Below are 20,953 nucleotides of genomic sequence, written 5' to 3'. Positions count from 1 at the left end.
TTTTAAGTGGGTGGTTGACAACAAAAAACCCGGAACTTTTAGGAGTTCCGGGTTGGTGCGAAAAGACAGCGCGACAATTTACCCAGAACTTTTGTTGGGCCAAAAATAAAAGCTGTCGTACCAGTTACTGAATAATGTCATTGCTGTTTTCGCTTGTACTGGATTGGTTGTTGGGAAAAGAAGTAGAAAAAACAAAACCGCAGGTGTTAATCTGCGGTTCGCCCGGATGTTCACAGTGAATTGCCAATTCACTCCGGGCGAACTTGGCTGTACCAAAAATAAAAATAGCTGTTGGCTGTGAACATAGTTGAGGTGCTGCGATTTGTGGATTAAACACAATACTACTCGATAAATTAGCACACACTGGTAGGAATGTCAAGCATTTTTTTTGCAAAATGTATGGAAACGGCAATGCCGTTTAACTCGGCGCGGTTGTCATTTTTTTGGCTATGTCTGTTATTATATCGACATAGGGACAAAACGATAAGTCCTTATATCGACAAGGGATCCTATCCGATCGCGCGTCTGTGTGTCAGGCTAGACACATAGACAAATCGATATAGCGATATGGAAACTTTGACTACAAGTAAAACTGTGTCCGTAAAAATCTATCTACCTGAAGAGACAAGAGCCAAGTTCAAAGCATCTTGCGCCATGCGTAGCCTCAGCATGAATGAGGTTCTGTTGGAGTACATCGAAACTTGGTTACAGGAAAACGAACCCGTTTTAGAGCCAAAGCCGCAGCGCGTCAAGACGAGGGCCAAAACTGAGGAAACAGACTGATGACCGATCGACTATATCGAATAAATGGCATCCTCGAACAAACGGCGAGGGACAAATGCTGAGAGATTCAGACAACCCAGAGAAATCTTGGGAGGATTTAGAAGCCGAACTGCTTCCTCACCGTCCTTTTTATGCCCCTGGCGAGACTGAAATTGAAAAAGACCTTTATGCTAAGCGACGATGTGCTCAGCATTAAATGAAGGCTGAAAAACGCCCCGATATTGCAGGCCGTTCTTATTACTACTGCACGGAGACAAATAATGATGACTAACTCGAATTACCGACTGCTACCTGCCAGAGATGAGTATGTCCAAGTGTCTATCTATCTCAATCGGGTGCATTTGGACGGATATACGCCCGATCGCGCGATCGCACAATTGATCGAAATGGGTTATGCTCCTACTTTGCAATATCAGTGGAATCCAAAACGAAATGAGTTTGATTTATTTGCTCTGATTCACGATCGCCCGATCGCCGATTCACTGATGGATAAACAGGCTTGTGATGCTCTCTGGGCTGCTTTTAACCAATCTTCGCTTTACGTGATTGGTTGCGAGGCGGCGCAAAATCCTAACTGGCTAGCGGCACGCAGCTTTGATGATCCGCGCCGTCACGCTACGCCGGAGGAAATCGAGCCTCTGGAAGCAAATGCTACGGCGGCTGCTTAATATTTTAGTCCTGAGCGCAACTGGCACAAAAAAGGTACGTAGTTGCGCTTAAGCGCTCTTAATATTTATGAAAGAGCGCTCTCTTGGCAACTATGTGCCTCAAAAATCTTTAACTATTGGACACTACGGATATTCGATATTAATCCCAGCCGAAATCTCGATCGCACAATTCGGCTAGTCTTTGGTTGTGCGATCGAAAATATGCTCTCAATTGGTCGTATAGTGTCTCGCTGATGGGGGGATATTCGCTGGCGTTGAGCTTTCCGTAGGTTTTTAGTTGGTGGGGGGTAAGTCTAAAAATTCGAGGACGGTGTTGCAGATTTTTGCTGGGTTGCTATACAAGTCTTCGCTTTTGATGATTGAGATTTGTGATTTGGGAAAAAGTTTCATCCAGGCTGGGAGTTGATCAGCGTAAATGCCGCGGGCTAGATAGCTGTGGTGTTGGTGTTCGTAACTATAGTATTTGGGGTTGGCTAGGAGTTTTTCCATTTCGCCTTTGAGTCTTTCGGGTTCGGCGGCGATCGCGTCTTCTAATGAGAGAGTTTCGTATTTTATTCTGATATAATGATAGTAGTGGGATATGGCGCGATCGACGGGGTTTCTCAGCAGGGCGATGATTTTAACTTTGGGACATAAATCATAAATTCGCTGGGGAACGTGGGGGTGAAATATGTAGTAAGGACTGGCTTCTCCGGTGATTTTTTTGGGGCCGTTTTTGGGCAGGGGAAATTGAGCATAGTACCAGTCTGGGCCTTTGTCGAAGTTTAAGTCAAAATAATGTACTTCTTTTTCGGTGGCATGGGCGATTTGGGGATGTGCCGTGAGATAGGCGTAAAGCGATGTGGTGCCGCCTTTTTGGGCGCCGATGATGATGAAGTCGGGGGGTTTGGGAGTTTGTTTCATAGGTTGTAGGTTTTATATTTTGCAGTTGTACTGACAGTGTTTCGGATTTGGCATTTGTACCGATTGTCCGCGGGGTTAAAACCGCCGGCGGGTTGGGGGGCAAACGAAAATTCGATCGCACTTGGGGGCATTACGGCAATTCGATCGCACTTAGGGGCATTACGGCAATTCGATCGCACTTGGGGGCATTACGGCAATTCGATCACCCCATTTAAATTTGATTGCACCGAGACGCCTAACCATAATTTCATTGCCCGATCTAAATTGTAGATTCCGGTGATGGAAACTGCTAGCAAGGCGAGCACACAAATAAATTCCGCAAGGGCGGGGCAATAGGTCGGATAAGATCGGGATCACTGTTTTGGGGTGATCTAATTCACTCTCCCTCTTGTTACTGACATTTCTATTTAACTAGATTAGAGTGGAGTTAGGGAACTCTCCTCCTTGCTGGGCAATTCTTTCGCTGAAGAATATATGATCGGCGGTAGTTTTGGTTGGGCGTTGGTGGGTTTTATTTCTCAGCCAAAGTACAGATTTAAATTTGTGCAACAGGGTGATATGCAAGTTGCAAAAAATGGGAACAATAAAGATGGGATTGTACTGTCGAGCAGTAACTACCTGCAATACCATCACTGAAATTATTCAGGAAGGCGTCAATGTTTAAGAGCAAATTATCCAAAATTATCGTATCCCTGCTGCGGCGGATTGCTGGTGTTACCAGATCCGGGGCGAAGCGGCTGATGAGAGCAATGCTGCAAGCGCTGATGGCTATGGGCCGCAGGGCAAGACTACCGATGGCGGGGTTTGTGCTGCCGACGGTGACGATGGTGTTGCTGGTAGTGATATTGTTGACAGTGGCGATTACGCTGCGATCGTTCGATCGGGCTAATACGGCGCGTAACGTGCGCGTGAACCAGCAGGTGCTGGCGGCCGCCACTCCCGCGCTCGATCGGGCAAAAGCAAAAATTCAGTATGCCTTATCCCCTCAAGGAAGCGGAACACTTGAGACGCCATCAGACTTGAGCGTTTACCAAGCACTGGATTCAGCTCGCTTTAAATTTGGAGATGAGGATGTTTTACAGGTTAAGGTTGATATTGATAATTCAAATGTAATTGAGCCTGCCCCTGCCGATCTAACTAAAATTAATGAAAGTGAGAGAATAAATACCGCTTGGAGGTTCCCTGTAGATACTGACAACAATGGTAAATTTGATACCTACACTCTATACGGGATATATTTTCGCAGTCCACCTCGCGATGCGGACACAGGAGAGTTTAATAGAGCTAGAAAGGGTTTAGAAGCCAGAACCCCTCCGATGGCAAGCCAAGGTTCTCTCAGCGCGATCTGCAAGGCAGCCGCAGGTACTAGCGCTAGTTTGGTAGGCAGTTCGGACTGGTACAAAGGAGAGGGCGTACTCAAAAAAAGCTTCTTTGTCTACACGGTGAACGTGCCGATTAGTGATACGGGAGTGGCTACACCAGTCAACTACGAAAAATTTAAAGGATCTCCAAGTTTCTCAGCTTTGGAGTACCAACAAGACCAAAAACGCATTCCACTACAAAATAATGCGGTGGTTTATGAAGATGACTTAGAAGTATCTCCCGGCCCGCCGCTACGTCTGAACGGACGAATATTTACTAATAGTAACTTTGTTGTAACTCACACGAACACGGGGCCGGTGGCGTTTTATCTCGTTAGCAGCAAAGAATCTTGTTTCTACAACCTAGAAAATAGCAAAATAGTCATTAGCGGTAATGTGGTGAACGGCACTTCGGGAGGTTCTGGCAACACTTCCACTGAAATAGGAGTTCATCTATTTGGGACAACTGCTAGCGATCCAGAACTAGGAAAATCAATCAAAGGCCCCGATAATCAGTCTGTAGCCTACAAAGATGGTGCTTTGGGGGTCATATACAATAACAAGGCTTATTCCGATCGCATCGGTCTGTTAGTTTCCGAACAGGAAAAGGCAGCTACTCCCGATCCCCAGGAAGTTATAAATGCCATTGCCAAACAAGTTGAAGAAGAAACTGACCCCACAGCTCCCAGCGCCGAGCGTCAAAACGAGATTCGCCGAGAAAAGCTGGAATCTTACTTTAGATTGCGGACGCGGAAGGTGCCTTTTGCAGAAGTGTCGGCCACAGGAGACGCATTGATTGGCTTTGTTGACCCTACAACAAAAGTGGTGACTACATCTCCATTAGTCGGTACAGGGGATGAACTGCGACCGGTGGATGCCTGGGTTATACCTTCGGATGCCAACACAGGACTCAATACAACAGTCAGGCTGCAAGCCAACAGCCCCGAAAAGGTACAGGAAGATAAGAAAGAATCCGAGTTAGGCGATCGCATAGTCGTAGGGAACAACCTGCCAGCACTGAGGTGGAGAAGCGATTTGAACCCTCCCCAATTTGTCGGTGAAGGTGAGGAAGGGAGAGACATATTGACAGGAGTTAAGTGGCTGGATAAGCAGGCTCCAGACGCCGAGGACCGCTACCGAGAACCCCAAGTGAAGCAGTTCGCTGATGTAGGGGGAGCACAGAGGGACGGCTTCTGGGAAATAAGTGCGGCCCAAGCACCTCAAACAGCAGTTGATGGCATCGGCGGACTGCGGGTAATCACGGGTGCGGGTGTTTACGAGCGCACAAACTCTTTTCTGCCACCTCCCAAAGTCTTAAACCCGGTGGGTGGTGCAGTATCGGAGTTCTACGACGACCCGGCAACTACTGATGTAGAAAAGTTCCCCGTTGTTTGGCCCGACTCCATGCCGATGTCACCCGGCCCGAATTCTAAAGTTTATAACAATAATCCTGCTGGTACTATTGGCTGGGCTGATTTGACGGCGACCGCTTGGAACGCTTTGCCCACCAACGGAACTCCACCAGGAGGAGCAGCCAGTACCATTGACCCCAATACTCCCCAGTATGGTAAGGGGGACTTGCGGATGCGCGCAACTGCGATCTATCACTACGCAAACAACCCAAGCGATCAAGCTGGTAAATTAGCTGATACCCCGCTGGCTTGTGTCAGCAGCTATTACGATCCGAGCTACCGATACAGCAAAGGTGGAACTTTATTTGATTCCAGTCTCAACCGTCCAGGTTTGGCATCGGGAAGCAACGCAAATGGTAAATCTAACAACGGCATCGTCTACGGCCCTCCCGCAGCCAGGCCGGGTGCAATTCTGACGGCAGCTCTCATGACTGACCCATCAGGTCTCAATCCAGCAGGAACACCAGACGATCGCTTAAATTATCAAGCCAGTATCGTTTTCCCGGACGGTAGGTTTGTCAACGAGAACTTAAGGAAGGCTTTGCAGGTGCCTGACACCGAACGCAGCTTGTCGGAAAAGGCTGCGATCGACTCTACTCTTTGCTCTTTTAAAATTTTGGCTAATCCGACAGCGGTTGACGAAACCTATCTGACTCACGGGACAATTCGGGAAGTTGCTTTTCTCAATCCTAGGGAAGTTAAGGCGATCGACAAGGACGACCCAGCTACTGCGGTGGACGAGACTTACAGCCTCAGCAGTCCTTTAGGTGGTGGCACTCAGAGCGCGAAGCTAACAGGAAATTACGACCTTCCCCTAGCAGAAAGACAACCCCTAGAAATCCGAGTCACGCAATTAGATATCGATAAGCTCAGGGGAGGCACAAAAACCATCCCCTACAACCGAGAGCCCAAGATCAACACCCTTGACCCAGAGTATATGCTGCCTTACAGCGGCCTAATTTACGCCAGCCGTGATGATGCAGCACCCGATCAGAGCGATCGCACTCCGAATAGTCTTGGCAATGCTATTGATAAAACCCGCAGCCAGCTAAGCAGCCCAACGGATTCTCGGCTAGACCCCAGCCGCCGCCCCCACGGAATTATGCTGATTAACGGACGTAGCTTGGGTCGCCCGACAACTGTAAGCACGGTGACAGACGTACTCAAAGAGAAGGGTCTGCTGTTGACTTCTAATCTGCCGGTATACATCCAAGGCGCATTTAACCAACACACAAAGAGGGAATTTACAGGGGCTTTTAGTTGGACTCCCAGCGATTTCTACGGTCGCCTAGGTGCAAACCTCGATCCCAATTTTGCTTGTCGCCTCGGCGATCCCCGATACCCTGGCAAATGTGCTGACAGCGATAATTGGCGAGGGGCAACAGTGCTCTCGGATGCGATCACGCTGCTCTCTGAGCCAGAGTCCGCTAATTTACAGGAAGGCTTCCGGTACGGTGTCCGCAATCACGGAGATTTTGACCTGAGAAATAATGCAGGTAGCGCAGTTGTCGGCTATGACTTCAATGGCGATGGCATTCCTCCTCTTGATACAACTATTGATACAGCTAATGAAGCTGACTTCGGCTTTGACATCAATGGAAATGGGACTACGAACGATACGAACGTTCCAGAGACGGATGTAACGGCTAAAGCCGCTCGCAGGATTAACGGTTTTGGTGCTAACAACTACGTCACTAACGGTTTGAGTAGCGGTGCTACAGCAGTAATCCCACATTTTGACATTATCAACCAAGAAAAGTTCGGGCAAAGCGCGGGAACTACCGTTTCACCAAAAGACGAAAACTACCGCACTACCACAGGTGCGGCTCCCAACAGTTCATACTTCAACAATTTCATTACGCCAGTTCAGCGACGGGCTAATGATGCCATTAAATTTCCACAGTATGTCATGGAAATCTGCCGGAAGTTGCCTGTTTCAGCTTGCGGGCCTAATGACTGGGTAGTTGGTATTGATGCTGGTACTGTTGGAGTATTTGAACCTGCTGAAATACAAAAAGCAAGCCTTGTCCCACCATCTACAGCCGTCGGTCTACTTTTATCAGGTACAACAGCTAGACCAGCTATCGATCCAGCAGATAGACGATATCCCCGTCGCGTAGCTTTTGTGCGAAACAGCTTAGGTAAGCTGGTTTTGGATAGCAGCAACAACCTCCCTATCGCGCTGGGAATTGCTAGCCCCACTGCAGTAGCTTTCTATGCTACTTCCACAAATCCTGTCACTGTGGACGGTACCCCCATAACTCCTGTCACTGGTCAGCCTCAGCTAGCAGATAACGCTCTTTGGTATGCGACCACCAAAACACCCCTTACTCCCAACGCTGCGACCCAAATTGACTATGGCAATGCTAACCCTCTGTTTTACGCCAAACTACCCACAGCTACAGTTGAGCAGCCACAGCTAAGACCTACTTTGCAGATTCAGGCCACAAATTCTAATCCTGTGGCTGGTTTGGTTCCTATACAAGGCCCCAACGCCAACGACGGAACGCGATGGATGCAAAGAGCACGAACTACGGAGTTTAACCTCATAGTCGCCTCAAATGACGTTCCTTCACGGGCTCTCTCTTCCACCCTTGGGGAAACCAATGGTGGGATGCAAAACTTACCGCGCTTTATGGAAAATTGGAAAGGACTAACTACCTCGATCGCGGGTTCATTTATCCAATTCAAGCGCAGTGCTTACGCAACTGCTCCTTACCAATCAGTTCTGGATATCGCTACTACTACTCCTTTTAATGCCAAAATATTCGACAGTCGCCTCGAAATTCCAGCGGATACCCGCAGCATTTACAGAGTTCAAAACGCATTAGGTGCGATCGGCTATTTCGTTGCACCCGATCGGGAATGGGGATTTGATGTAGGTTTGCTTTCACAGCCCCCTGACTTGTTCGCCCAAAAATTTACTCTCCCTGCTACTCAGAAAACACCTGACGAATACTTCAGAGAAATCAGCCGCGATGATGATTGGGTAAAAGCTTTGTTGTGCGCTGAAAAATTGCAAAATGATCGCACTCTCTCTGGTAACTATGCTGCCAATGATAGCGCTACAAAACCAAGAACAGACTGTCCTAACCTTTCCTAACCTTTAAACCCTCACATTCCTGAGTTCCAAATGCGGAGTGCTTACTATGATCAAACGCCAACAGCCACACAGTAGTTTACATAAGTCTCAAGAAGCCGGCTACACGATTATCGAGTCATTGGTAGCGATGATTGTAGTTTCGGTGCTGATGATTGCGATCGCCCCTGTGATGGCTTTCTCAGTAGCAACTCGCGTCCAAGCCAAACGGATAGAAATGGCAACTCAAGCCGCCAAAACCTATATTGAGGCGCTCAGATCTGAGGCGCTCAAACCAAACACTAACGGGTTTCCGGCTCAGTACACAACCAGCAATAAATTAGAGGACACCCCCGCCCCAACCGATATCACCGCTCTTTACTGCATAAACACATATGACGATATAAACAAAGATGATAATGAGGATCCACCCTGTCAGGCTGACAGCAATCAAGACTTTGTAGTTCAGGGCTACTACTTTAACAACTTACCCGCTGCTACAAATCCGGCAAAAACAGGCTATAGCTTAATTGTTCGGGTTTACAGGGCTAATTCTTTTGCTAGTGGCGTCGGAGCACTAAAAACTCAGAAAGATCAAGAAGTTCAAAAGCTACAAGTACAGCAAGGAATTAGCACTGCTGGACTAGGAAATCTCAGAGCGCCTTTGGTAGAAATGAGAACAGAAATAGGTGCTAGCGATCGACAAGGTGCTTACAACAGTTTGTGTACTCGCATCAATGGCGGCACCTGTCAGTAATCATCAAAGTCCCCGTTATTAAATTTAAAATCGCTCCCCCCATTTGGCAGAGGAAACACTCAAAATGAAAACTTTACTCAGGTTGCTTCTCAAAAGTCAGCATCAGCGAAACCGCTCTGGCCCAAATAAAACAGAAAAGGGCATGACTCTGGTTGAGCTATTAGTTGGAGCAATTATGGCGTTTATAATCATTACGCCGATGCTCGGTTTTGTAGTCGATATGCTGAATACCGACAGGACGGAACAAGTCAAGTCAAGTACCGAGCAAGACGTTCAAGCAGCCATTGATTTCATCTCCCAAGATTTGAGTCAAGCTGTTTATATTTACGATAAAACGGATATTGATTTAATTAGAAATCAACTTCCAGATGCTGCAGATGGAAACACGAAAATTCCGATACTTGTATTTTGGAAACGACAGCTCATCAAAAAAGCACTTCCTATTGACGCGAGTACAAAGCCCCTAGATTGTGCAAATAATAGTGACAAATGTAATGACACCTATGTACTATCATTAGTTGCTTACTACCAATTTAAAGAAACTGATCAGCAGTCTATTTGGTGTCAGCCTTCAGGTGGCACTTGTCCTACCCGTATTGCTCGTTATGAAATTAGGGATGGAGTAAAAAATCCTTACTCGACAGATCCAGCCGCTCCTTACTATAGCGATAGTGAGACAATAGAATCTCAACGACGAGATCCAGCTTTTAAGGAAGATTTTGCCTTTACTGAACCCACAAAAAACGTGACACTGGCGACGGGACTGACAAATTCCCAATCGGGAGCAAAAAATCCGCAAGTTCTGGTTAACTACATTGACTCCACTACACCAGGCCCGACATTATCACCCACTGAATGCAAGACGGCTCTTGGTAATCCTACCGACCCAAAAGATAAAACAAAGTTTCTAGACGAAGCAAGGCTAAAAGTAAATGACGGAAGTACCAATAATAGCTTCTACGCTTGTGTAGATACAGCGAGAAACATAGCCAGAGTTACTATCAGAGGAAACAGCCTCCGTCGTCTTCAACCGAACAATACTGATTATACTGCCCAAAAATCCGCATATTTCCCAACAGCAACCGTGCAAGTACAAGGTTTAGGTGGGTTAGGAAAATAACTGATTTCTCAATCGTTGCCCGCCGATAAACAATAGGAGAATACAATGAAAACCCCACCCATATTATTAAAACTTTTGCATAACTCGGCTGCCAAGCCCCGTCCTAATTTCAACAAAACTGCATCCAGAAAAGCCGATCAGGGCTTCACCCTTCTGGAAGTGCTGGTGATAGCGTTGATCATAGGTATATTCAGCTCCATCGCCGCTCCGAGTTGGCTGGGATTCATCAACAGACAAAGAGTTCGCACTGTGAACGATCGCGTTTTCCAATCATTACGACTTGCACAAAGCGAAGCAAAGCGAACTAAGAGCAGTGTCCTAGTTACATTTGATACAACGGTCGATCCGCCAACAGTTACGTTTGACCCCCCACTAGCTACGGGTGGTAGTACACAGACGTTAGATGGTGGAGGCGAAATTAAACCCGGCACTATTGTGCTTACCGTTACACCTGCTCCTACCACGCCTCCAAACTCGATCGTTTTTGACTACCAGGGTAATCCCTCCACAACTCCGTTTGTGGTCACAGTTGCTCCATCTGGCGGTGGTGCTAAGCAGTGCGCGAGGGTAGAAACTCTCATAGGAGGAATGAGAACTGCTGAAGGAAATGATCCCGTAACTGGGTGCCCCTAATAGCTTTCAATAAATTTAATCTGAATGTCTAACAGCAATTCCGCATAAGTTCTGAATTGCTAAAATCTATTAACTTAAATTATTTTATATTTCAAATCCTATTAAAACCATCAAAATATGCAGCTACAACTAAAACAAATAGTCATCCAGCCAGGAAACCAACTATTAACTTAAAGACATAACCTGGCCGATGTTTGAAACCCTACTAACAGAATTAGGAGAAAGTCGCGCATCCAGACTTTCATACAGCAAAAGAACATTAGAAATCATGGTTCCGCTAATCGAACACCAAGTTACCCAAGTCCTGATAACTGCTTAACTAACCAAGCGATCGCCCCTGCAACATCAGCAACCTGCTCAACATCGGCAATCGGCGGCCGCTGCACCATCACCACCGGAATTCCCAGTTCCCTAGCCGCAACAATTTTCGCATAAGTAGCACCCCCCCCGCTGTTTTTACTAACAATCGTATCAATCTGATATTCTAATAGTAATTGACGCTCATCTTCCAAAGAAAAAGGCCCCCTTGCTAACAACAATTTACCATTAGGAATAGGAGAATTGAGTGCCGGAGGATCGATCGCCCGCATCAAAAACCAAATAGCATCCAAACCAGCAAAAGCAGCCAATTCCTGCCTACCAATAGTGAGAAACACTCGCTGAGACTGCCCTAATAAAGCCTTTGCAGCCTCCGAGTGGCCCGCAACTTCAATCCAGCGATCGCCCTCCACCCTCTCCCAAGCTGGACGCACCAGCATCAAATAGGGCACATTACACTCAGCAGCAGCAACAGCAGCATTAGCAGAAATCTGAGCCGCAAACGGATGAGTAGCATCAATCAACAAGTCGATCGGGCGATCCTCTCCGAGGGCTGCGCTAACGAGCAAAAACTGGGCCAGCCCAGCCGCCCCACCAAACCCCCCAATTCGCACCGTACCCGTTTTTGGGGTAAAAGGCTGTTGAGTGCGTCCTGCTAGCGAAGATACCACCTCTATTTCAGCGATTTGAGACGCTCTTGCCGCCAGTTCAGCAGCATCCCCCGTCCCCCCCAAAATTAGCAACCGTTTTTTCACCAAATTATCCTTACCGACTACACAAAGTGGCGGTTAAAACTCACATCTTGCACCATTCTCGCTTAACAGGCAAGATGCCTGTTCCACAAGAAAATTCACTCTTTGTGGAACAGGCATCTTGCCTGTTCCTAAACAAGTAATTGAGAATGGTGCAACATCTCAGTTAAACCCGCAACTACACAACCAAAGTCCGCCTACGCCGACTAAACAAAATCCAGAACCTGCAGAGGCAGGTTTTGTCTGTGTAGCTGCGACTTAAATCACCGAGACTTTTCAAACATCTTCTAACCAACGCCCGCCAATTCGGTTAATAATATGTTTAATAAAGTTTAAACCGCCAACAACGATGATTCGCTCACTTTTCACATTTTTTACAGTATTAATTGTAACCGGGTTAGTATGGTTGGGAAATATCGCCCCCGTTGCTGCACAAGTACAACCAACAGATATCGCCGATCCTCAACAGGAATTAGGAGAACTCGTTCAAAAAGCTTTTGAAGCTACAAATGAAGGCAAATTTCCCGCCGCTGAAACTTTTTGGACTCAAATCATTGACAAATTTCCCTCACAAGCCGGCGCTTGGAGCAACCGAGGCAATTCTAGAGTCAGCCAAAACAAACTACAAGCCGCTATTTCAGACTACGAAAGAGCGATCGAGCTAGCACCCGACGCCCCCGATCCCTACCTAAACCGCGGCACCGCCTTAGAAGGTTTAGGACGCTGGCAAGACGCGATCGCCGACTACAATCATGTACTAGAATTAGACTCCCAAGATCCAGCCGCCTACAACAACCGAGGCAACGCCCAAGCCGGTTTAGGAAAATGGGAACAAGCAATTGCCGACTACAGCAAAGCCTTTGAATTAGCCCCCGAATACGCCTTTGCCCGCGCCAACCACGCCCTCGCACTTTATCAAAACGGGCAAACCAAAGAAGCAATTCGCAACATGAAAAACATCGTCCGCAGATACCCCCAATTTGCCGACATGAGAGCCGCCCTCACCGCCTGTCTTTGGGAAGCCGGAAAGCGCGGCGAAGCAGAGAGCAATTGGGTAGCAGCAGTCGGCCTCGATGCCCGCTACAAAGACCTCGATTGGGTTGCCAATAACCGTCGCTGGCCACCAGTTGTAGTCAGCGCCTTAGACAAATTCTTGCACTTGCATTGACACTCCTCGGCTTGAAAGCGCGAGGATTCTTGAGGAATTTCTGCCTCAATTTCCCTATTTCTAGGGTTCCCAGACTCCTCACGTTTGCTCAAACGAGCGTGAGGATATATTCTGAGCGTTTAGGCGCGAACGCCAGGTTTCGCGGAGTCCCCGCGTACCAAATTCAAAGCTCGATCGCGAATAGTTTTTGCTGCACCAATATCGGCGTGTTCATGATGTCCGCATTCAGTGCAAATAAACTTTTCGCCATCTCTATTGGACTTATCGAAATATCCACAGTTCCGACATTCTTGGCTGGAATATTTAGGATTAACTTTGATTATAACCTTCCCTTGCTTTGCAGCGAGATACTCGATCTTCAGAATTAATTCGCCCCAACTAGCATCAGAGATAGAACGATTTAGACCCTTCTTCCTTGATTGCCCATTTTTAAGAAATCTACCTGTTTTTTCGTCAACCTTCACCCGACATCGCCGCACCATGCCGGAGATGTTCAAGTTTTCCAGAGCAATCGCGTCAACGTTACGAGAAACTATTTTATTCGCAATTTTCCACTGATAAGCTTGGCGCTTGTCGCTAATTTTCTGGTGAAAAAGTCCTAGTTTCTTAGTAGCTCTTTTCCGATTTTTACTACCTTTCGCTTTTCGGCTAACCCGTCTCTGCCTAATTTTCAGAGTGCGCTTAGCTTTCTTGCTGGTTGAAAACTTGGGATTTTCGATTTGAGTTCCATCGGATAGATGAACTAATTTTGTAATTCCCATATCGCAACCAATTACTTTGACAACATCCTCAAGAGGTTTACTCGTGTAATTGGGGATAGATTTGTCCTCAATACGGATCGAGACATACCAACCATTTTGTCGCTTTCTTACCGCACAAGCTTTGATAGTAAAGCCGTTGGGGATTAGGCGTGAATTATGAAACCGCATCCAACCTAACTTTGGTAGGTAAATTTTACTACCCTGTATCTTTACTCCCATCACGAAAGTAAAAGAAGTAAAGTTGCTGCGGTTTTTGAATTTAGGAAAGCCACGCCCGTCGAAGAAATTCTTATAGGCAGTGTCTAACCGTCTAATATTCTGTTGTAGAACAGTTGAATCTATCCCACTGAACCAGGGCCTAGCTGCTTTCAATTCGGGCAACGCGGTTATTTGAATGTCACCTGGGTTGCGTCGAGGGTTTTTAGCTTTCCCCTCTTTATCTGTTTTACCCGTCTTCCAAGGTTCACCAGTCGCGCCGTTTTTGGAGACACAACTGGTTAAGGGGCAGGCTTCACTTTGCGTTCTAATCTCGCAATAGTCGCCTTGAATAAATTGTTGGCTGTATTGAGTGATTCTGTCATTAAGAGACCAATTAAAGTGACTTCGTAACATACTCAGCCAATTGGACATCTTTAAGTCTTGTGTTTGACTTGGGCGCAACTTGTATACATAGTTTGTTAACAAGTTAAACTCCTCCCTTTTTTGAGATTCTATTAGAATATAGTGAAATGCCTGTGTGTTTTTATTCTTTACGTTTATTTAAGAAAGAGGATTTAAGTTTATACTTCTACTTATAAAGCCGTCCTATAAGGACGGGGTTTTAAACCCAAATTTTCGATAATTTCACGAGTAGCACGAATTTTCCTAATTGGTATAACAAACAACGGGAGCATCTCACTTTTGCAGCCAAGCTAGAAATTGGAGTTAGGAGCCAGGAGCCAGGAGTCAGGAGGAAAGAGTCAGAAGGAAGGAGGAAGAAGTGTTTTTACAAATATGAGATGCTCCCCAAACAACTAACAACTGACAACTGACAACTGACAACTGACAACTAACAACTAACAACTGACAACTAACAACTGACTAATTCTCGAATCCGCGCAGCCGTCAACTCCTCGACCTTCCTGAAAACCGCTGCTGCACCCGCATTTTTTAGCACCGCAGCATAAGCATCGCAGCGCACAGCATCATCCAAAACATGAGGCGGCAAAATTCCGATTCCCAGCCAAACCCGATTTGGTTGCACTTCCCGCGCCTTCACAACCGTGTAAATATCCGCAACAGTATCTCCCGCGTAAATCACCGGCAAATTTTTTTCTAAACCGTGCAGTTTTTCCAACTGTTCAATTGCCGCGAAAAGTCCAGCCGGATCGGGTTTTCCCGGTGCATCTTCCATCGCCACTAACACCGGGGAATTTAAACTCAGTTTCCCTGACAAAACATAAGCAGCTTCATCCCGCATCGCCCCGCTAAAAAAGCCCCAAACAATGCCCCCAACTGTTAAATTTTCCAGGTAAGCCGGACTTAACAGCAGCGGTTCCTCACAAATGTAACCCGTCCAATTTTCTTCATCGGGCCCGCGATAGCGACTTTGGAAAAAAGCCACTAATTCCTCATAGTTGAGAGCGAGTTCGTTTCTCGATCGCCCAATCCCCTCAAAATAACGGCAAACTAACTCGAAAGACGCCTGCCAGTCATTATTCCACACTCCCTCCGACTTCAGAGAATCGATATCGAGAGAATTCGGGCGAAAAGCACCCGCCGTGAAATGCTCTACCGCATCGGCGATCGCCCGCCGATAAGAACCGGACACATCCCGCACCACACCGTCAATGTCGAAGACTACAATAACTTTGTTCACAACTTAACTATCCTTGTACCTAGGGCCAGTGAGAACCCAAATTTTATCTGTTCCCAGCCCCTGAGTGGCGCTAAAACCAGCCGTGCCACAAAACTTTTCATGGCCGATGACCAATTATCGAACAGAGTGTGCTACGCTTAGCGATTGTAGAAATTTTTAACAAGTTCGATCGGAACCCTGGAGGTTTGCTTGTCCAAGTTCATCTTAAAAGTTCTCTGGCTAGAAGAGAATGTTGCCCTCGCCGTTGACCAAGTTGTCGGCAAAGGAACTAGCCCGCTGACATCCTACTTTTTCTGGCCTCGCAAAGATGCCTGGGAAGACCTCAAAAACGAACTCGAAGCCAAACACTGGATTGCTGATAACGATCGCGTCGAAATCCTCAACCAAGCCACAGAAGTCATCAACTACTGGCAAGAGGAAGGCAGACGGCGCCCGATGACTGAAGCTCAGTCAAAGTTCCCCCTAGTGACTTTTACCGGCAGCAACTAAGCCCAGCTTTAAGTTGCTACCCATATAAATTGCCTGTTATGGCTGACGAGGGGAAGGAGAGAGGGGAGAAGGCGAGAGGATTTGACGCTTTTTCCACCTCGCCGTAAAACATACAATTTAAATGCGCTACAGCTTATATTGATACTAACTCCGATTTGGGAACCTACTCGGGTTTTGGGCTGGGTCGAGGTGAGATTTAGTGAAAATAAAGCTCTAAAATCGGCGTTTTTTTGATAATTAATACTGACGCGAAAAGTGTTTTGACGCCCTGCTTATAGCTTTTTATGAACAGGCAAGATGCCTGTTCCACAAGAAAATTCCCTCTTTGTGGAACAGGCATCTTGCCTGTTATTGAAAAGGGTGCAAGATGTGAGTTATACCTGAGATGTTGCACCCTTTTCAATAAGCCTTTTGAACGGACCCGATGCCTGTTCCACAAGAAAATTCCCTCTTTGTGGAACAGGCATCTTGCCTGTTCTAGGAAAGGGTGCAAGATGTGAGTTATAAATGAGATGTTGCACCCTTTTCAATAAGCCTTTTGAACGGGCCCGATGCCCGTTCCACAAGAAAATTCCCTCTTTGTGGAACAGGCATCTTGCCTGTTCTAGGAAAGGGTGCAAGACGTGAGTTATAACAAATAACTAATAACTAATAACTAATAGCTAACAACTAACAGCTAACAACTAACAACTAATCACCTCTTCGCGGAATCTATGGGCGCCGAAAGTACAATCAACCAGACCGAACAGCTACCGCTGGTAGTAAATCCCGACATTCTCCAGCAAGCTATCCTCTACAAAATTAATACTCGCATCATCGCTCGCGGAGAATTAGTTTTCCCCTGCGTACCGGGAATGCTAAGCCACTATCTCAAGTCCATAGAAAATCTATTTAGCACTCTCGACAGACCCCTGCCCGAAGACCGCAGAGAGGAACTAAGCAAGCTTTTAGCCACCAAGTTAGAACAAGGCTACCGCACCTCCACAGCCTCGATGCTGATCCTGCAATACGAATCTGTGCAGCCGCCACAAACCGGTTTAGCCTGCAAAGTGATTGTTACTACCTCAACAGTTGGAGAACAGTACAAAAGCTGGGTAGACACCAGAGAACCTCCGCTTTTCGGTTCTCATCCAGACGCAAAATTGATGGCAACGGCTGCTAAATTGGGTACACCCGATCGAGTGCGGATTTTGGACGTGGGGGCTGGTACCGGCCGCAATACCTTGCCGCTGGCGAGATTGGGCTATTCTGTAGATGCGATCGAACTAACCCCAGCTTTTGCAGAACAATTGAAAGCGGCAGTAACAGCCGAAAATCTTCCCGTGACAGTTACTGAAGGCGATGTGCTCGACCCCTTAATGCGGATGAAACCGGCCCGCTATCAGTTGGCAGTTGCCGCCGAAGTCATCTCACATTTTCGAGACAGCGATCAAGTACGGCTTTTCCTCGCTAAAATGTGCGATTCCCTGTGTTCCGGAGGTCTTTTGCTGTTCAGCACGTTTTTAACCGTCGGCGACTACCAGCCAGATGCCCTCGTGCGACAAGTTGCCCAACTCTCCTGGTCTACTTTATTTACCCCCCAAGAACTCGCCACCGCCATGGAAGGGTTGCCCTTAGTCCCAATATCCAACGAATTGGTGTTTGAATATGAACGCCACCACCTGCCCGAAGGAGCCTGGCCACCGACGCCCTGGTTTCCCAGTTGGGCCACCGGTCGAGATGTCTTCCCCATGGCAAACGCACGCCCGCCCATGGAATTGCGCTGGATTTTGTGCCGGCGAAGTTAAAAATTTTGTCATTTGTAGGCAGACACAGCAATCACAACTGTTAACCGGCAGTAACAGTTTCCTCAGATATTTTTATTTCAACAGCTTAAACCCGGCTCGCTGTTAATATTGCCCAGCCGGGACACAAAAATTTACAAAAATATATATTAAAATGTAAAGAGAGCGAAGTTCGATCGTCCCTGGGTGACAAACCCAGTGTCTGATTAGATCCAACGCTTGCCAACCTTTGATTTCTTGCGAAAAATTGGGTTGCTAATGGCCATCGAGCTTGCATAAAATTCGATCGTCATCTCGATGGGTGCAACTAGAGTTAAGATGAATTCAACCAACCTATTCCTCCCGATAGATGACTTTTTAGGGAATAGGATTAGCCAATAGATTAGCTCGCTAGTAAGCGATGCTGCTGAGAAACAAATATGCTTTTAACACGTCCACTACAAGCGTTTGGAGCAATCTTCGGGCACAAACCTTCCACAAATAGATCATCCATCGACCAAGAAACCAGTAAAAATTATTGGGAGGGGAATATTGAGCCCGCTGTAAACGAACAAATTGACTGGTACATCCAAGTGGAAATGCTAATGAGTAACGCTAAATCTTCCTGCACCAATGAAGAGATTACTGCTTGGCTGCGGGGATTGCTGACAATTGCTTGGGCAGACGGCAACTTTGACGAAGACGAGCAAAAAATGATTGCAAATCTAACTCAGGATGAACTACACCCGGTATCTTTTGAGGCGGGTTTTGAACCTATTGCCCCAGAGGAATTAGCCGCTGTGTTAGGGGAAGACACCCCCAAAGGCGAGGATTTTTTGAGGACAGCAGTCATGGTAGCCTTGGCAGACGGTACCTACTCGCTCAGCGAAGACGAGGTAATCTATAAGTTTTGCACAGCTTTGGGTCACAATGTAGAGGCGCTCGAAGCTCTGCGACACACCATCGAAGACAGCAAGTGCGATGAGCCGCAGGGGCCCAGCAGCCAAATCGTCTTTGATGCGAATGTCCCCCCCCCGCCGGAACACCCCTTTCATCTCCGCTACCTAAACCTCACCAAAAAAATGTCCTGCAACCCGTCAAAGACTGGCTTGACGCCTGGGAAATTCACGACCCCAAAGTGGCACACTTTGTCTGTAAAATTATTCCGTCGCAGTGTCCGTTTGAGCGAGATGTCGTGTTATTTGGTCGCAAAATCATCCACATTCCGGCGATGTGCCAGATTAACCCACTTTACGAACAGTTAGTCGGGATGCGCTTTCGAGCTCTCTGCTATTTGGCAGATGAATGTAACGAAGATGTATCGTCCTACTGTTAATAGGAAGGGGTAATTGCTAATTGGTAATTCATTCCAGGGCGCAGAACCTCTATCTGTAGGATGCGCCCATAAGCACCTTACCGCTATAATTAGCACGTTAAATCAGTATTTGCAGAACTCGTGTAATTAGCAATTACTAATTTTCAGTAGAGTATTTTCGATGATTTAAAAACCTATTTTTGGCAAAAAAAAATATTTTTACAGATATCCGCCTCATTATAAAAATCCGGCTTATTCAGTTTTTATGCGTGAGTCCTGCTAATATAAAATCTGCTTTGATAATACTAATTCAACAAAAGTCTGGGTACAATCCTCAATCTTATACAAATTATTAAAAGTCGCATATTTAGGAGCCGAACACGGCAGTGCCGTTTCCCTACAGATGCTCGCGTACAATCTCTCACTCTGCACTACTTTTCAGAATTGGTATAATTATATTTTTCCGACAATTGTAAATCGCGACTAAACTTGGCTGTCGTCCGCCGACCCGGACTAAAGGCAGAGACGAATATTGGGCTGGGATCTGGTATCATAATAAGTAAGGGCTATTGACTACTGACTAAATTATGCAATTTATCGATCGAGCAGATATTCAAGTCGCAGCCGGCAAAGGTGGCGACGGTATGGTAGCTTTTCGCAGAGAAAAGTATGTACCGGCGGGCGGGCCGAGCGGCGGGACGGGCGGCAAAGGCGGTTCCGTGTATATGGTGGCAGTGGAAAGCCTGCAAACCCTGCTAGATTTTCAGTACAACCGGATTTTTAAAGCCGATGACGGGAAGCGGGGCGCGCCGAAAAATATGACCGGTGCCGGTGGGGACGATCGCACGATCGAAGTTCCCTGCGGTACAGTAGTTTACGACGCGGAAACTCAGGCAATCTTAGCAGATTTAGTAACGCCCGGACAGACTTTTTGCGTGGCCCAAGGCGGCAAAGGCGGTTTGGGGAATAAGTGTTTTCTGACCAATTCTAACCGAGCTCCAGATTATGCGATGCCGGGAAAAGAAGGAGAACACAAATTTTTGCGTTTGGAATTGAAGCTATTAGCAGAAGTGGGGATTCTTGGGATGCCAAATGCTGGCAAATCCACCTTAATTTCAGCTTTGTCTGCGGCTCGCCCCAAAATAGCAGATTATCCGTTTACAACTTTAGTCCCGAATTTGGGCGTAGTCAGAAAACCGACTGGAGACGGTACGGTGTTTGCAGATATTCCGGGATTGATTGAAGGAGCGCACGAAGGTGCTGGTTTGGGTTACGAGTTTTTGCGGCACATTGAGCGGACTCGGTTGTTGCTGCACTTGATCGATATTACGGATGAAGACCCGATCGCCAATTACGTCACAATTCAGGAAGAATTGAAGGCTTACAGGCGTGGTTTAGCCGATAAACCGCAGATTTTGGCTTTTAATAAGGTAGATGCGATCGACCTCGAAAGCGAAGAAATCCGTAATTTAATCAGCAGACTTAAAGAAATGAGCGGCGCTCCTGTTTTGTTGATTTCCGCCGTTAGTAGACTTGGATTGGATGAATTGATGCAGCAAGTGTGGCAAAAACTCGACGAGATGAACGAGAAAGAGGCTGCGGAACAGTTAGCAGTCGCGAGTGTTTAATCGCTTTCCGGTTCGTGGAATTTCCGTGAATGGGTAGGTGTTTGTTTGAGGGGGTCAAATCTTTAGGCTGTATGGCTTGTAGGACAAGGGTTTGAGCCTCTCTGCTGAAAAAGGAGGTTCACGGAAACGCTGCAATCATTGCTGTGTATAGCTTTAATATTTGTTGAAAATTTTGCCTCTTGACA

At 46.8% G+C, this 20,953-nt stretch carries 19 protein-coding genes and 1 pseudogene; 14 read left to right on the top strand and 6 right to left on the bottom strand.

All coding sequences use genetic code 11. The features are described 5' to 3' along the window. Positions 1–124 precede the first annotated feature (124 nt). Positions 125–337 (bottom strand): hypothetical protein, encoded by a 213-nt coding sequence (locus D0A37_RS23210; protein ID WP_242717958.1) that lies wholly within the window; start codon positions 335–337, stop codon positions 125–127. Between the two features lie 257 nt (positions 338–594). Here D0A37_RS23210 and D0A37_RS23205 point away from each other — a divergent pair, with 257 nt between their 5' ends. From D0A37_RS23205 to D0A37_RS23195, 3 genes are all read left to right on the top strand, one after another. Next, positions 595–783, top strand: coding sequence for a plasmid partition protein ParG (locus tag D0A37_RS23205; protein WP_242717956.1), 189 nt, complete (start codon positions 595–597; stop codon positions 781–783). Positions 784–838: 55 nt separating this feature from the next. Further along, entirely contained in the window at positions 839–979 is a 141-nt protein-coding gene (locus D0A37_RS23200; protein WP_242717954.1) for a hypothetical protein, read from the top strand. A gap of 64 nt (positions 980–1,043) precedes the next feature. Then, positions 1,044–1,451, top strand: a complete 408-nt coding sequence (locus D0A37_RS23195) for a hypothetical protein (protein WP_242717952.1) — start codon at positions 1,044–1,046, stop codon at positions 1,449–1,451. Between the two features lie 273 nt (positions 1,452–1,724). Here D0A37_RS23195 and D0A37_RS23190 read toward each other — a convergent pair whose 3' ends face one another. Next, positions 1,725–2,354 (bottom strand): sulfotransferase domain-containing protein, encoded by a 630-nt coding sequence (locus D0A37_RS23190; protein WP_242717950.1) that lies wholly within the window; start codon positions 2,352–2,354, stop codon positions 1,725–1,727. 47 nt (positions 2,355–2,401) lie between these two features. Between D0A37_RS23190 and D0A37_RS23185 the strand changes: the two genes are divergently transcribed. The 5 genes from D0A37_RS23185 (at position 2,402) to D0A37_RS23165 (ending at position 10,716) form a co-directional block, all read left to right on the top strand. Continuing rightward, on the top strand, positions 2,402–2,569 hold the full coding sequence (locus D0A37_RS23185; protein WP_242717948.1) for a hypothetical protein: 168 nt from the start codon (positions 2,402–2,404) through the stop codon (positions 2,567–2,569). Positions 2,570–3,010: 441 nt separating this feature from the next. Then, positions 3,011–8,230 carry a hormogonium polysaccharide biosynthesis protein HpsA gene (gene hpsA, locus D0A37_RS23180; protein ID WP_242717946.1) on the top strand — a complete coding sequence of 1,740 codons (5,220 nt, stop codon included), beginning with the start codon at positions 3,011–3,013 and terminating at the stop codon, positions 8,228–8,230. A 46-nt stretch (positions 8,231–8,276) separates the two neighbouring features. Beyond that, the gene (gene hpsB / locus D0A37_RS23175; protein WP_242717945.1) at positions 8,277–8,963 is read left to right on the top strand and encodes a hormogonium polysaccharide secretion pseudopilin HpsB; all 687 of its coding nucleotides are present in this window, start codon (positions 8,277–8,279) and stop codon (positions 8,961–8,963) included. Positions 8,964–9,027: 64 nt separating this feature from the next. Continuing rightward, the gene (gene hpsC, locus D0A37_RS23170) at positions 9,028–10,083 is read left to right on the top strand and encodes a hormogonium polysaccharide secretion pseudopilin HpsC (RefSeq protein ID WP_242717944.1); all 1,056 of its coding nucleotides are present in this window, start codon (positions 9,028–9,030) and stop codon (positions 10,081–10,083) included. 45 nt (positions 10,084–10,128) lie between these two features. After that, a complete protein-coding gene (locus D0A37_RS23165) occupies positions 10,129–10,716 on the top strand; it encodes a prepilin-type N-terminal cleavage/methylation domain-containing protein (RefSeq protein WP_242717943.1) in 588 nt (195 codons plus the stop codon). 293 nt (positions 10,717–11,009) lie between these two features. On the opposite strand, the gene D0A37_RS23160 is transcribed toward D0A37_RS23165, so the two are convergent. Continuing rightward, positions 11,010–11,789, bottom strand: a complete 780-nt coding sequence (locus D0A37_RS23160) for a cobalt-precorrin-6A reductase (protein WP_242717942.1) — start codon at positions 11,787–11,789, stop codon at positions 11,010–11,012. Positions 11,790–11,907: 118 nt separating this feature from the next. On the opposite strand from D0A37_RS23160, the gene D0A37_RS23155 reads away from it, so the two are divergent. Beyond that, positions 11,908–12,048 carry a hypothetical protein gene (locus D0A37_RS23155; RefSeq protein WP_242717941.1) on the top strand — a complete coding sequence of 47 codons (141 nt, stop codon included), beginning with the start codon at positions 11,908–11,910 and terminating at the stop codon, positions 12,046–12,048. A gap of 87 nt (positions 12,049–12,135) precedes the next feature. After that, a complete protein-coding gene (locus D0A37_RS23150) occupies positions 12,136–12,954 on the top strand; it encodes a tetratricopeptide repeat protein (protein WP_242717940.1) in 819 nt (272 codons plus the stop codon). 119 nt (positions 12,955–13,073) lie between these two features. Here D0A37_RS23150 and D0A37_RS23145 read toward each other — a convergent pair whose 3' ends face one another. Further along, positions 13,074–14,345: an RNA-guided endonuclease InsQ/TnpB family protein gene (locus tag D0A37_RS23145; RefSeq protein ID WP_242717938.1), complete on the bottom strand. Its 1,272-nt coding sequence runs from the start codon at positions 14,343–14,345 to the stop codon at positions 13,074–13,076. 439 nt (positions 14,346–14,784) lie between these two features. Then, entirely contained in the window at positions 14,785–15,573 is a 789-nt protein-coding gene (locus D0A37_RS23140; protein WP_242717935.1) for a TIGR01548 family HAD-type hydrolase, read from the bottom strand. Between the two features lie 189 nt (positions 15,574–15,762). On the opposite strand from D0A37_RS23140, the gene D0A37_RS23135 reads away from it, so the two are divergent. Beyond that, a complete protein-coding gene (locus D0A37_RS23135; protein ID WP_242717934.1) occupies positions 15,763–16,062 on the top strand; it encodes a 30S ribosomal protein PSRP-3 in 300 nt (99 codons plus the stop codon). Between the two features lie 196 nt (positions 16,063–16,258). Here D0A37_RS23135 and D0A37_RS23130 read toward each other — a convergent pair whose 3' ends face one another. Continuing rightward, on the bottom strand, positions 16,259–16,402 hold the full coding sequence (locus D0A37_RS23130; RefSeq protein WP_242717932.1) for a hypothetical protein: 144 nt from the start codon (positions 16,400–16,402) through the stop codon (positions 16,259–16,261). A 373-nt stretch (positions 16,403–16,775) separates the two neighbouring features. Between D0A37_RS23130 and D0A37_RS23125 the strand changes: the two genes are divergently transcribed. The 3 genes and pseudogenes from D0A37_RS23125 to obgE all read left to right on the top strand — a co-directional run bounded on the left by D0A37_RS23125 (position 16,776) and on the right by obgE (position 20,768). Then, complete coding sequence (locus D0A37_RS23125) at positions 16,776–17,849, top strand: class I SAM-dependent methyltransferase (RefSeq protein ID WP_242717930.1); 1,074 nt, start codon at positions 16,776–16,778, stop codon at positions 17,847–17,849. A gap of 416 nt (positions 17,850–18,265) precedes the next feature. Further along, positions 18,266–19,161 (top strand): annotated as a pseudogene (locus D0A37_RS23120) (Mo-dependent nitrogenase C-terminal domain-containing protein). A gap of 566 nt (positions 19,162–19,727) precedes the next feature. Continuing rightward, positions 19,728–20,768 carry a GTPase ObgE gene (gene obgE / locus D0A37_RS23115; protein WP_242717928.1) on the top strand — a complete coding sequence of 347 codons (1,041 nt, stop codon included), beginning with the start codon at positions 19,728–19,730 and terminating at the stop codon, positions 20,766–20,768. Positions 20,769–20,953: the final 185 nt, after the last annotated feature.

The sequence above is a fragment of the Microcoleus vaginatus HSN003 genome, from assembly GCF_022701255.1.
GTDB lineage: Bacteria > Cyanobacteriota > Cyanobacteriia > Cyanobacteriales > Microcoleaceae > Microcoleus > Microcoleus vaginatus_B.
The sequence above is the reverse complement of the archived record's forward strand: the minus strand, read 5'-3'. Positions and strand labels throughout refer to the sequence as shown.

Excerpts from the sequence above, each read along its gene's own strand:
- hpsA (WP_242717946.1), top strand. The coding sequence starts at position 3,011 with ATGTTTAAGAGCAAATTATCCAAAATTATCGTATCCCTGCTGCGGCGG.
- D0A37_RS23130 (WP_242717932.1), bottom strand. The coding sequence starts at position 16,402 with ATGCCTGTTCCACAAAGAGGGAATTTTCTTGTGGAACAGGCATCTTGC.
- D0A37_RS23125 (WP_242717930.1), top strand. The coding sequence starts at position 16,776 with ATGGGCGCCGAAAGTACAATCAACCAGACCGAACAGCTACCGCTGGTA.
- D0A37_RS23145 (WP_242717938.1), bottom strand. The coding sequence starts at position 14,345 with ATGTCCAATTGGCTGAGTATGTTACGAAGTCACTTTAATTGGTCTCTT.
- D0A37_RS23190 (WP_242717950.1), bottom strand. The coding sequence starts at position 2,354 with ATGAAACAAACTCCCAAACCCCCCGACTTCATCATCATCGGCGCCCAA.
- hpsB (WP_242717945.1), top strand. The coding sequence starts at position 8,277 with ATGATCAAACGCCAACAGCCACACAGTAGTTTACATAAGTCTCAAGAA.
- D0A37_RS23195 (WP_242717952.1), top strand. The coding sequence starts at position 1,044 with ATGATGACTAACTCGAATTACCGACTGCTACCTGCCAGAGATGAGTAT.
- D0A37_RS23150 (WP_242717940.1), top strand. The coding sequence starts at position 12,136 with ATGATTCGCTCACTTTTCACATTTTTTACAGTATTAATTGTAACCGGG.
- obgE (WP_242717928.1), top strand. The coding sequence starts at position 19,728 with ATGCAATTTATCGATCGAGCAGATATTCAAGTCGCAGCCGGCAAAGGT.
- D0A37_RS23200 (WP_242717954.1), top strand. The coding sequence starts at position 839 with ATGCTGAGAGATTCAGACAACCCAGAGAAATCTTGGGAGGATTTAGAA.
- D0A37_RS23165 (WP_242717943.1), top strand. The coding sequence starts at position 10,129 with ATGAAAACCCCACCCATATTATTAAAACTTTTGCATAACTCGGCTGCC.
- hpsC (WP_242717944.1), top strand. The coding sequence starts at position 9,028 with ATGAAAACTTTACTCAGGTTGCTTCTCAAAAGTCAGCATCAGCGAAAC.